The organism is Morganella sp. HMSC11D09, from assembly GCF_001807955.1.
Classification (GTDB): Bacteria; Pseudomonadota; Gammaproteobacteria; order Enterobacterales; family Enterobacteriaceae; genus Morganella; species Morganella morganii.
On sequence record NZ_KV791691.1, the window covers coordinates 26,700 to 39,059 of the forward strand.

The following is a 12,360-nucleotide window of genomic DNA, read 5'->3' on the forward strand; positions in this document are numbered from 1 at the left end:
ACCTTTGTACCTGCCGGGCTGCGGGATCTCTCCCGCAGCCTGCTCCCCGGGAGCCTGTAATGGAAAAGAATCTTGTCACTGCGGACATCACCGCAACGCGTCCTGACTGGACGACTGATCGTCTCACCACCCGTATTGTTCACCTCGGCTGCGGCGCGTTTCACCGCGCACATCAGGCGCTGTATACCCATCACGTATTAGAAAAAACAGACAGCGACTGGGGTTACTGCGAAGTTAACCTGATGTCGGCACAGGATGCGGCACTGATCGAAGGGCTGAAAGCCCAGTCCATGCTGTATACCGTGGCGGAGAAAGGGGTGGATAAAACAGAGCTGAAAATTATCGGTTCAATGAAGGAAGCGATGCACCCGCTGATCGACGGTATTGATGCGGTGATTGAGAAAATGGCGTCTTCGGATGTCAGTATTGTTTCCCTGACTGTGACCGAAAAAGGCTACTGCACCGATCCGGCGACCGGGCAGCTTGACCCGGAAAATGCACTGATTAAACAGGATCTGGCCACACCGGAGACCCCGCGCTCTGCTATCGGCTACATCACTGCAGCACTGAAACGCCGTCGTGAACGCGGTCTGCCGCCGTTTACTGTGCTCTCCTGTGACAACGTCCGTGAGAATGGTCATGTTGCCCGTGAAGCCGTACTCGGCCTGGCGCGGTTACAGGATCCGGCGCTGGCGGCGTGGATTGAAGCCAATGTTACTTTCCCGTGCACGATGGTTGACCGTATTGTTCCGGCGGCCACCCCGGAAACACTGGCGGAAATCGCGCAGCTTCTGGGAACAGAGGATAACTGTGCTATCGCCTGTGAGCCGTTCCGTCAGTGGGTGATTGAAGATAATTTTGTCAACGGCCGTCCTGAGTGGGATTGCGCTGGTGCGCAGTTTGTGCAGGATGTGGTGCCGTTTGAATTAATGAAGCTGCGGATGCTCAACGGCAGTCACTCCTTCCTGGCGTATCTCGGCTATCTCGGTGGTTATGCCCATATTTCCGACACCATGACCAACCCGGATTACCGCAAAGCTGCCCGCGCGCTGATGCTGGATGAGCAGGCTCCGACTCTCACCATGCCGGAAGAAACCGACCTGGTTGCCTATGCGGATAACCTGATTGACCGGTTTACCAACCCGTCCCTGAAACACCAGACCTGGCAGATTGCGATGGACGGCAGCCAGAAGCTCCCGCAGCGCCTGCTGGACCCGGTTGCGCAGCATATCGCGGACGGCAGTGATTACCGCCATCTGGTACTGGGCGTGGCGGGCTGGATGCGTTATGTCAGCGGCACCGATGAACAGGGCAATAAAATCGATGTGCGTGACCCGCTGGCAGAAACCTTCGCGGCAATCTACGCAAAACACGGCCTGTCTGTGGCGGTGGTGGATGAGCTGCTGGCAATTGAATCCATTTTCGGTAACGACCTGCCGAAACAGCAGGGCTTTGTTGATGCGGTGAAGCGCGCGTATCAGCAGTTACTTGATGTCGGTGCCCGTCAGGCCGTTGCCGCACTGTAATCCCGGAGAGTTTATGAAACAGTTTCTTTGCGAAGATTTTTTACTGCACAGCGACATTGCCTGCCGTCTTTATCATGACTACGCGGCGGACATGCCAATCTATGATTATCACTGCCACCTGAATCCGCGTGAAATCGCGGAAAACCGCCGTTTTGATAACCTCGGGCAGATCTGGCTGGAAGGGGATCACTACAAATGGCGCGGCATGCGTTCGGCGGGGATCCCGGAGCAGCTTATCACCGGGCGCGACAGCAGTGATTATGAAAAATATCAGGCGTGGGCAAAAACCGTGCCGATGACTCTGGGTAACCCGCTTTATCACTGGACACATCTGGAACTGCGCCGCCCGTTCGGTATCTCCGGCAAAGTGTTCGGGCCGGAAACGGCGCAGAGCATCTGGGATGAAGCCAATGAAAAACTGGCACAGCCGGAATTTTCCTCACGCGGCATTATGCAGCAGATGAATGTGCATATGGTCGGCACAACAGATGACCCGGCAGATTCGCTGGAATACCACCGGCAGATTGCACAGGATGACAGCTTTGATATTGAAGTGCGTCCGAGCTGGCGTCCGGATCGCGCTTTTAAAATTGAACTGGACGGCTTCACGGACTATATCACGAAGCTCGGACAGAGTGCCGATGTGGATATCCGCCGTTTCAGCGACCTGCTGACCGCGCTGGAACGCCGTCTGGCACACTTTGCGCAGCATGGTTGTGTTGCCTCTGACCACGGTATTGAGATCCTGCGCTACGCACCGGTACCGGATGAATCGGTGCTGGATGCGATTCTGCAGAAACGTCTCGCCGGGGAAATCCCTGATGAAACCGCCACCGCGCAGTTCGCAACGGCGGTGCTGGTCTGGCTCGGAAAACAGTATGCGAAACGCGGCTGGGTGATGCAGCTGCACATCGGTGCGCTGCGTAACAACAATACGCGCATGTTTAAGCTGCTCGGTGCCGACAGCGGTTTTGATTCCATCGGTGACGCGCCGGTGGCTTATCCGCTTTCACGTCTGCTTGATGAAATGGATAAAACCGATGAACTGCCGCGCACCATCCTTTACTGCCTGAATCCGCGTGATAACGAAGTGCTGGCGACCATGATCGGCAACTTCCAGGGCGGCGGTATCGCAGGTAAAGTGCAGTTCGGTTCCGGCTGGTGGTTCAACGACCAGAAAGACGGCATGCAGCGTCAGCTCGAACAGCTGTCACAACTGGGACTGTTAAGCCAGTTTGTCGGGATGCTGACAGATTCACGCAGTTTCCTGTCCTATACTCGTCATGAATACTTCCGCCGCATTCTGTGTAATATGCTCGGCACGCTGGCGGTAAACGGTGAAATTCCGGCGGATGAGAATATGCTGGGGCAGATGGTGCGTGATATCTGCTTCAATAATGCACAGCGTTATTTTTCCGCTGCAAAAGGTGAATAATGACAGTGAAACGCATTGGTCTGATCGGCGAGTGCATGATTGAACTCAACGGTGCGCCGTTCGGGGAGATGGTTCAGCGCTACGGCGGTGATGCCCTGAACAGTGCGGTTTATCTGGCCCGCGCGGCCGGAGACGCCGTTGAGGTGAATTTTATCTCTGCCATGGGAACCGACCCGCTCAGTAAAGGCATGATCAGCCGCTGGCAGGCGGAAGGGGTCAATACTGCGCATGTACTGATCGACCCGCATCATCAGCCGGGGTTATACCTTATCCAGCTGGATGAGCAGGGCGAGCGCACGTTTCTTTACTGGCGCAATGATTCCGCAGCGCGTTATCTTGTCCGCCATCCGGAATACCCGGCGCTGCTGGCACAGATGGCGCAGATGGATGCCATTTACCTCAGCGGGATCAGCCTTGCCATTCTGCCGCCGCAAGACCGGCTGCAACTGCTGGATGACCTGAAAACGCTGTCACAGCAGGGCAAGACCATTCTGTTTGACAGCAACTACCGCCCGGCACTGTGGGCGGATGAAAATGAAACCCGTGACTGTTATCAGGCAATGTATGCACTGACCGACATGGCACTGGTCACTGATGATGATGAAGCACGTCTGTGGGGCGACAGCGACCGCAACTCCACCTTTGCCCGTCTGGCAAAAGCCGGGGTGAAGCAGGCGATTATAAAAGCGGGTGCTCAGGGGTGTGACTACCGTGATCTGCGCACTGACGCACCGGCCATCACTATTGCCACCACCCCGGCGGAACAGGTGGTTGATACCACGTCAGCCGGTGATGCATTCAACGCCGGGTTCCTGGCGGGCTGGCTGACCGGCGCGGATATTGAACGCGCTGCCCGGATGGGCCACCGGCTTGCGGGTGTGGTGATTCAGCACAAAGGGGCGATTATCCCGCAGGCGGCGACCCGCCCGGTCACTGATACTTTACTGAATAACACGTTTTAACGGGAAAAGAGGAGAACGAGATGTCCGAATTACAGGCAATGATTACCCGTTTCCGGCAGCTGAAAATTGTGCCGGTGATCGCCGTGGATAACGCGGAAGATATTATCCCGTTAGGCAATGCGCTGGCGGATAACGGTCTGCCGGTGGCGGAAATCACTTTCCGTACTGAGTGTGCGGCGGAAGCGATCAAACTGCTGCGCGAAGCCCGCCCGGATATGCTGGTAGGCGCGGGAACCGTGATTAACCGCGAACAGGTGCGTCAGGCGAAAGCCGCCGGGGCGCAGTTTGTCGTCTCTCCCGGTCTGAACCCGAACACCGTGCAGGCGTGTCAGCAGATTGATATCCCGATTGTTCCGGGGATCAACAACCCGAGCGCGGTTGAGCAGGCTCTGGAGCTGGGCATCGATTTTGTGAAATTCTTCCCGGCGGAGCCGTCAGGCGGTATTCCGATGATCAAAGCCATGCTGGCGCCGTATCACCAGTTACAGGTGATGCCGACCGGTGGTATCGGGCTGAACAATATCCGCGACTATCTGGCTATCCCGCAGATTGTGGCCTGCGGCGGCTCGTGGATGGTTCCGGCTTCGCTTATCAAAGCAAAAGACTGGGCAGCCATCGGCAAACTGGCGCGTGAAGCCAGTGAGTTTGTGAAGTAAGGATTTTTTACCGTTCCGGCAGCAGATCCCCTCTCTGCTGCCGTATTATCAGTTTTCTCCTGCCTGTAACATTCTAAATCATCAATTATCCTGTTGTTTTTACAGAGATTCCGGAACTATGACCGTTCGCAAAGATATTTTTTAATCAGTTGTATATGCTGGTGAATCATACTGCTTTTCAGACGGGCCTTCTGTGTTGCATAAATATTATCCATTCAGTCTGCGTGACAAACTCATATTGATGGCTATTCTGCTGGTCACCGTACCGACACTTATCATCGGTTATTTTGTGGAAACAGAGGGGCGTTCCGCGTTGTTGCAGGAGAAACGGAACAAACTCTATTCTGTTGCCGGGTTGCTGGAACAGGCGCTGAATGATGAATATGACCTTGCCGCATCCCTGCCGCGTGACCAGCGCCTGGCGCTGATCAGCGAAAAGCTGTATCCGGCGGCGGAAATTATCACCTCCACCTTCCCGGGGGTCGGCGCCGGGTATTACCACCGTGAGCTTGACGGTATTGTGACCTATTCTCCGCGTGCCCGTTACGGTAACAAAACCGGCACCCGAATCAGTGAGGATCACCCCGGCCGTCATGTGATGGCAACGGGAGAGCCGGAGGTCGGCTGGGGAAGCCAGGTGCGCGGTAATATTATGAACGCCATGATTCCGGTCAGGCGTAACGGCGAGGTGATCGGCTATATCTGGGCGAATGAACTGACGGATGATATTGACCGCCAGGCGCTGGCGATGGATGTCAAAATTATCGCGGTTATTGCTCTCGGGATCCTGTTCAGTCTGCTGATTATTATCGTCTTTTCCCGTCATTTCAGCCGGGATATCGGCGCGATAAAAAGCGGCCTCAGTGATCTCTCCCGTGATCTCAATACCCATCTGCCGATGATGAAAGGGGAAATGGGGGAGATCAGCGACAGCGTCAACGCCCTGGCACAGACACTGCGGGAGATGAAAACCCTCAACGAACTGATTATTGAAAGTGCGGCGGACGGTGTGATCGCGGTGGATATCAACGGCTGCGTCACCATGATTAACCCGGCGGCAGAAGAGATAACCGGCTATCTGGAGCGGGATCTGCACGGCAAATATTACGGTGATGTTTTTGAGGGGCGCAGTTTCTCCAGCCCGGTTCTCGATACCCTGAAGCGCGGTATTGAGCACGTCAGTCTGGAAATTGCCTATCCCGCCCGTGACCGCACCATTCAGATAAACGTCAGCACCAGCCGCATCCGTAATGCGGGCGGGGAGCTTATCGGCGCGCTGGTGATATTTAAAGATCTTACTGCGCAGAAAGAGGTTCAGCGCCGTATGCAGCAGGCGGAAAAACTCGCGACACTCGGCGAGCTGATGGCGGGAGTGGCCCATGAGGTGCGTAACCCGCTGACGGCGATCAGCGGTTTCGTGCAGATCCTCAAAGAACTGGAAAATCACCCGGATAAACTGGAATACATCAGTATTATTCTCAAGGAAGTGGATTCCATTGACCGGATCATCCGCCAGCTGCTTGATTTCTCCCGGCCGCAGACCGGCACATTCCGCCCGATCAGCGTCAACCGGCTGATTGAGGAAGCCCTGGTGCTGGTCAAAACCAAAGGGGTGGAAGCGCGGGTCACCTTTACCTGGGAGCCGGATGACACACTGCCGCTGATTGAGGCCAACAGCGAGCTGCTGCGTCAGGTGCTGCTCAATATCATGATAAACGCGGTGCAGTCGATTCCGGCCAGAGGCAATCTCTTTATCTCCACCTGTTACATGGAAGAGCAGCGGGTCATGGTGGTGATCCGCGATGACGGCACCGGAATTCCGGCGGCGCTGCAGAAGAAAATTTTTGACCCGTTCTTTACCACCAAAGCCTCGGGAACTGGGCTGGGACTGGCTATCAGCCAGCGGATCATTGCCGGTCACGGCGGTGATATTTTCCTTGAAAGTCAGGAACATCATGGAACGACGTTCACCATAACGTTGCCGATAACGCAGGGTAAGAAAAATGATTACACATAAATCGTACCGGCTTCTGATAGTTGATGATGAAAAGAATCTCTGCCGGATGTTACAGACCGCCTTTTCTATTGATGGTCATGAAACCCGGGTGGCGGAGGACGGCGAGGCGGCGCTGATAAGCTTTGTGCAGGATAAACCGGATGTGGTGCTGATGGATATCCGCATGCCGAAACTGGACGGTATTGAGGCCCTCAAACGGATGCGGGAGCTGAACCCGGAAGTGCCGGTCATTCTGATGACCGCCTATGCCGCTGTGGAAACGGCAGTGGACGCGCTGCGTCTCGGGGCGTTTGATTATGTGATAAAGCCCTTTGACCTGACGGAGCTGAAACTGCTTATCTCCCGTGCATTACAGTTGCAGGAGATGAAACAGGAAATCAATCTGCTGCACCGCGAACTGAGCGACAGCTACCAGTGGGGACGGGTGCTGACCCGTAACCCGAAAATGATGGAAATCTGCCGCGATATCGCCAAAGTCTCGCGCAGTCAGGCGACAGTGCTTATCACCGGGGAAAGCGGCACCGGGAAGGAAGTGGTGGCGCGGGCAATCCATTACAACAGCGAAAGGGCCAACGGCCCCTTTATTAAAGTGAACTGCGGGGCGCTGCCCGGCTCGCTGCTGGAAAGTGAGCTGTTCGGCCATGAAAAGGGCGCATTTACCGGGGCACAGGTACAGCGTCAGGGATTATTTGAACGCGCCAGCGGCGGAACATTGCTGCTTGATGAAGTCGGTGAAATGCCGGCGGATTTACAGGTGAAACTGCTGCGGGTGGTGCAGGAGAAAGAATTCGAACGGGTCGGCGGCAGTAAAACCATCCGTGTGGATATCCGCATTATTGCCGCGACCAACCGCGATATGCATGAACGGGTGCGGGAAGGGCATTTCCGCCAGGATCTGTTTTACCGTCTCAATGTTATTCATCTGAACCTGCCGCCGCTGCGTGAGCGGCCGGAGGATGTGGGTTTGCTGGCCTCCCATTTTCTGCAGAAATTCAGTCAGGAAAATAACCGCGATATTGTCGAGCTGGCACCGGAAACCCTGGCATTGCTGATGAACTACCAGTGGCCGGGCAATGTACGGGAGATTTCCAACGTGATTGAACGGGCAGTGATTATGAGCACCGGTTATGTGATTTTCCCCGAAGATCTGCCGGAGCAGTTACTGGCACAGGTCCGCAGCCAGCCGGTGGCACTGATTCCGGTCACGCAGGAGCCGGGCCTGAACCTGAAAGAGAATATTAAAGCTTACGAGAAAGAGCTGATTATTTCCGCCCTGGCGGAATTTCAGAATAACAAAACCCATACCGCATCTGCGCTGGGGATCAGCCGCCGGGCATTAATGTATAAATTGCAGGAATACGATATTGAATAATTAATAATAATTTTATAAAAATAATTTTAAAAAGCACGGTGAAAATAAATTCACCGTGCTTTTTTTGTTGTGAATAAATTTTCACACTGTGCATTTTATTTCACCATCAGGAATGAATCATTTATTTATAATATGTTAATAAGTTTATTTTTATAATATTTAAAGCAATATATATCAGTAAGTTAAAGTGATGTAAATATAACAAAATACAGGTTTTATTATTGGCATAGCGCTTGCTATTACCTTTGTGTCTATATTTTTTTATAAAAGGGAAGTGCTATGAAGAATAAACAAATAACGGTGAAAAAAGCCGGTGAATTTTTTCGTGACGGCATGACAATTATGGTCGGCGGATTTATGGGGGTCGGTACACCGCCGCGTTTAATGACTGAATTATTAGAATCCGGCGTCAAAGAGTTAACCATTATCGCCAATGATACCGCATTCGTGGATACCGGCCTGGGCCCGCTGATTGTCAACGGACGGGTGAAAAAAGTCATCGCTTCCCACATCGGGACAAACCCGGAAACCGGGCGGCGCATGATCGCCGGTGAAATGGAAGTACAGCTGATCCCGCAGGGCACGCTGGCAGAGCAAATCCGCTGCGGCGGTGCCGGACTGGGCGGATTCCTCACCCCGACCGGTGTCGGTACGGTCGTGGAAGAAGGCAAACAGAAAATTACCCTCGATGGCCGTGATTACCTCCTTGAACTTCCCCTCCGCGCTGATCTGGCGCTGATTCAGGCACAAAAAGCCGACCCGCTCGGCAACCTCACCTATGACCTCAGTGCCCGCAACTTTAACCCGCTGATGGCGCTGGCGGCGGATATCACCATTGCCGAACCGGACGAAATGGTCGCGGTGGGGGATATCGACCCGGATTGTGTTGCCACACCAGGGGCAATTATTGACTGGCTGATTGCAGAATAAGGAAAACATCATGAATGCAAAAGAATTAATCGCCCGCCGTGTGGCACTTGAACTGAATGACGGTGATGTGGTGAACCTCGGGATCGGGCTGCCGACACAGGTGGCGAACTATCTGCCGGAAGGTGTGCATATCACATTACAGTCAGAAAACGGCTTTCTCGGCCTCGGGCCGGTAACCACGCCGGATAAGAATCTGGTCAATGCAGGCGGTCAGCCGTGCGGCATCCTGCCGGGCGCGTCGATGTTTGACAGCGCCTTCTCCTTCGCCCTGATCCGCGGCGGTCATGTGGATGCCAGCGTACTGGGCGGCTTACAGGTGGATGAACAGGCCAACCTAGCCAACTGGGTGGTACCGGGAAAAATGGTGCCGGGTATGGGCGGCGCGATGGATCTCGTGACTGGTGCGCGCAAAGTGATCATAGCCATGGAACACTGTGCAAAAGACGGTTCCGCCAAAATCCTGCCGGAGTGCACCATGCCGCTGACCGCCGTGAAAGCGGTGGATGTGCTGGTAACGGAACTGGCGTTATTCCGCTTTGAAAACGATCAGATGATTTTGTGTGAATACGCGCCGGGTACGGATATCGATACTATCCGCGAAAAAACCGCCGCGCATTTTATTGTTTCACCGGCTATCTGTGAAATGCCGCTGGTGACTGCGGGGGAAGCCGTATGATAGGACGCATCTCACGAGTCATGACCCGTGTGGTGAGCCGTTATCTGCCGGATCCGCTGATCTTCGCAATGCTGCTGACCATGCTGACGTTTATCATCGCGCTGGCACTCACACCAAGCACACCAATGGATCTGGTGAACTTATGGGGGAACGGATTCTGGAACCTGCTGGCGTTCGGGATGCAGATGGCGCTGATCATCGTGACCGGTCACGCGCTGGCCAGCTCCCCGCCGGTTAAACGTATTCTGCGGCTGACCGCCTCACTGGCAAAAACCCCGGTTCAGGGGGTGATGCTGGTGACGTTTTTCGGCTCGGTTGCCTGTGTCATTAACTGGGGTTTCGGGCTGGTGGTCGGGGCGATGTTTGCCCGTGAAGTGGCCCGCCGTGTACCGGGCTCTGACTACCCGCTGCTGATCGCCTGTGCCTATATCGGGTTTATGACCTGGGGCGGCGGTTTCTCCGGCTCTATGCCGCTGCTGGCCGCCACACCGGGTAACCCTGTCGAGCATATCGCCGGGCTTATTCCTGTCAGCCAGACCATGTTCACCGGGTATAACCTGTTTATCACCCTGACACTGATTCTGGTGATGCCGTTTGTCACCCGCATGATGATGCCGCGCAAAGACGACATCATGATGATCGACCCTGCGCTGCTCGAAGAAGAGCCGGATTTCCAGAAAAAATTACCGGAAGACGCGCCGGTTTCTCTCCGGATGGAAGAAAGCCGCCTTATCGCATGGATTATCGGGATTCTGGGCTTCACGTTCCTCGGCATGTATTTCATCAAAAACGGTTTCAACATCACCATTAACACCGTGAATATGATTTTCCTGCTGACCGGTCTGCTGCTGCATAAAACCCCTATGGCGTATATGCGTGCCGTCAGTGCCGCCGCCCGCAGTACCGCCGGGATCCTCGTGCAGTTCCCGTTCTATGCCGGTATCCAGCTCATGATGGAAGGCTCCGGACTGGGCGGGCTTATCACTGAATTCTTTATCAACGTCGCCAACAAAGAAACCTTCCCGCTGATGACGTTCTTCAGCTCTGCGCTGATCAACTTTGCCGTGCCGTCAGGCGGCGGTCACTGGGTGATTCAGGGGCCGTTTGTTATTCCGGCTGCCCAGGCGCTGGGGGCTGATCTCGGTAAGTCCGTGATGGCGATTGCCTACGGTGAACAGTGGATGAACATGGCGCAGCCGTTCTGGGCGCTTCCTGCACTGGCGATCGCCGGGCTGGGGGTCAGGGACATTATGGGGTACTGCATCACCGCCCTGCTGCTCTCGGCACCGATTTTCATTATCGGCCTCGCTTTCTTCTGACAGATACTAAACAGTAAGGATTTCGCAATGGAAAATATCGTTATTGTCAGTGCCGTGCGTACCGCAATCGGCAACTTTAACGGCGCACTGGCGGGTGTCAGTGCCGTGGAACTCGGCTCGGCAGTGGTCAGCGCGTTACTGAAAAAAACGCAGCTGGAACCGGGGCTGGTGGATGAAGTGATTATGGGGAACGTGCTACAGGCCGGACTCGGACAGAACCCTGCGCGCCAGATCCTGCTGCGCAGCGGTATACCGGAAAGCGCCTGTGCTTTCACCGTCAATAAAGTGTGCGGCTCCGGCCTGAAGAGTGTTGCGCTGGGCGCACAGGCGATCAGCAGCGGTGACGCGGACATTATTATCGCGGGCGGCACGGAAAATATGAGTCAGGCGCCGTATCTGCTCGACAGCCGTGCCCGCTGGGGTTACCGCCTGGGCGACGGTGCAGTGCATGATGTGATTCTGCGTGACGGGCTGTTATGTGCCGAGAATAACTATCACATGGGGATCACAGCGGAGAACATCGCCAAAGCCTATAACCTGACCCGCGAAGAGCAGGATGCACTGGCACTGTCATCACAGCAGAAAGCCGTCAGCGCGATTGAGCGCGGCGCCTTTAAGGCTGAAATCGTGCCGGTGACGGTGAAAAGCCGTAAAGGGGATATCGTGGTGGATACCGATGAATTCCCGAAAGCCGGATCAACGGCAGAAGGGCTGGCGAAACTGCGCCCGGCCTTTGATAAAGCGGGAACGGTGACTGCCGGTAATGCCTCCGGTATCAATGACGGTGCGGCAGCTCTGATGCTGATGACGGAAACCCGTGCTAAATCACTGGGACTGACACCGCTTGCCCGCATCCGGGGTTATGCCTCCGGCGGGGTTTCACCGTCGATGATGGGGCTGGGGCCGGTTCCGGCCACGCGGAAAGTGCTGGAGAAAACGGGGCTGTCACTGAAGGATATCGATCTTATCGAAGCCAACGAAGCATTTGCCTCCCAATTTCTCGCGGTCGGCCGTGACCTGGGTTTTGATCCTGACAAAGTAAACATCAACGGCGGGGCGATTGCCCTGGGTCACCCGATTGGTGCGAGTGGTGCCCGTATCCTGGTGACACTGCTGCATGCATTACAGGCTCAGAATAAAACCACCGGTCTGGCGACACTCTGTATCGGTGGCGGGCAGGGGATCGCGATGGTGATTGAACGTCTGTAATCCGGTGAAATAACAGGCGGATATTCAGCCGGTGGCAGGGTAACTGTCACCGGCTTTTTTGTGCCGGTTTCTGTGTTTCTGACAAAATTCGAATTAAGTTAATTTTTCGTGTAAAATATTTACATTAATTTAATTTATTAACTGCGGTTTGCTGTTCATATTAGGATGAGTCATCAACCTATTATGCTGAAATCCGATGTGTGGGATCAAACACACTTTTTCACATCCTGTAAAAACTCGGAATTTGTATTTGAATGG

10 protein-coding genes are annotated in these 12,360 nt (G+C 54.6%); all 10 read left to right on the forward strand.

The genetic code is table 11. The features are described 5' to 3' along the window. The first annotated feature begins 59 nt into the window (after nucleotides 1-59). Nucleotides 60-1,526 (forward strand): fructuronate reductase, encoded by a 1,467-nt coding sequence (locus tag HMPREF3119_RS09725; protein ID WP_070579558.1) that lies wholly within the window; start codon nucleotides 60-62, stop codon nucleotides 1,524-1,526. Nucleotides 1,527-1,539: 13 nt separating this feature from the next. After that, nucleotides 1,540-2,961, forward strand: coding sequence for a glucuronate isomerase (gene uxaC, locus HMPREF3119_RS09730; protein ID WP_070579561.1), 1,422 nt, complete (start codon nucleotides 1,540-1,542; stop codon nucleotides 2,959-2,961). Beyond that, complete coding sequence (locus tag HMPREF3119_RS09735) at nucleotides 2,961-3,923, forward strand: sugar kinase (RefSeq protein ID WP_046024993.1); 963 nt, start codon at nucleotides 2,961-2,963, stop codon at nucleotides 3,921-3,923. The genes uxaC and HMPREF3119_RS09735 overlap by 1 nt, the downstream gene beginning before the upstream one ends. Before the next feature lie 20 nt (nucleotides 3,924-3,943). Then, nucleotides 3,944-4,579, forward strand: coding sequence for a bifunctional 4-hydroxy-2-oxoglutarate aldolase/2-dehydro-3-deoxy-phosphogluconate aldolase (locus HMPREF3119_RS09740; RefSeq protein WP_004237933.1), 636 nt, complete (start codon nucleotides 3,944-3,946; stop codon nucleotides 4,577-4,579). Nucleotides 4,580-4,775: 196 nt separating this feature from the next. Then, nucleotides 4,776-6,596: a two-component system sensor histidine kinase AtoS gene (atoS, locus tag HMPREF3119_RS09745; protein ID WP_032098645.1), complete on the forward strand. Its 1,821-nt coding sequence runs from the start codon at nucleotides 4,776-4,778 to the stop codon at nucleotides 6,594-6,596. Beyond that, nucleotides 6,583-7,968, forward strand: a complete 1,386-nt coding sequence (atoC, locus tag HMPREF3119_RS09750) for an acetoacetate metabolism transcriptional regulator AtoC (RefSeq protein WP_004237935.1) — start codon at nucleotides 6,583-6,585, stop codon at nucleotides 7,966-7,968. Before atoS ends, atoC begins: the two co-directional genes overlap by 14 nt. A gap of 279 nt (nucleotides 7,969-8,247) precedes the next feature. After that, entirely contained in the window at nucleotides 8,248-8,898 is a 651-nt protein-coding gene (gene atoD / locus HMPREF3119_RS09755; RefSeq protein WP_004237936.1) for an acetate CoA-transferase subunit alpha, read from the forward strand. Between the two features lie 10 nt (nucleotides 8,899-8,908). Beyond that, the gene (locus HMPREF3119_RS09760) at nucleotides 8,909-9,574 is read left to right on the forward strand and encodes a 3-oxoacid CoA-transferase subunit B (protein ID WP_036424804.1); all 666 of its coding nucleotides are present in this window, start codon (nucleotides 8,909-8,911) and stop codon (nucleotides 9,572-9,574) included. Continuing rightward, a complete protein-coding gene (locus tag HMPREF3119_RS09765) occupies nucleotides 9,571-10,893 on the forward strand; it encodes a TIGR00366 family protein (RefSeq protein WP_015422346.1) in 1,323 nt (440 codons plus the stop codon). Before HMPREF3119_RS09760 ends, HMPREF3119_RS09765 begins: the two co-directional genes overlap by 4 nt. Nucleotides 10,894-10,920: 27 nt before the next feature. Further along, complete coding sequence (locus HMPREF3119_RS09770) at nucleotides 10,921-12,102, forward strand: acetyl-CoA C-acetyltransferase (protein ID WP_004237939.1); 1,182 nt, start codon at nucleotides 10,921-10,923, stop codon at nucleotides 12,100-12,102. Nucleotides 12,103-12,360: the final 258 nt, after the last annotated feature.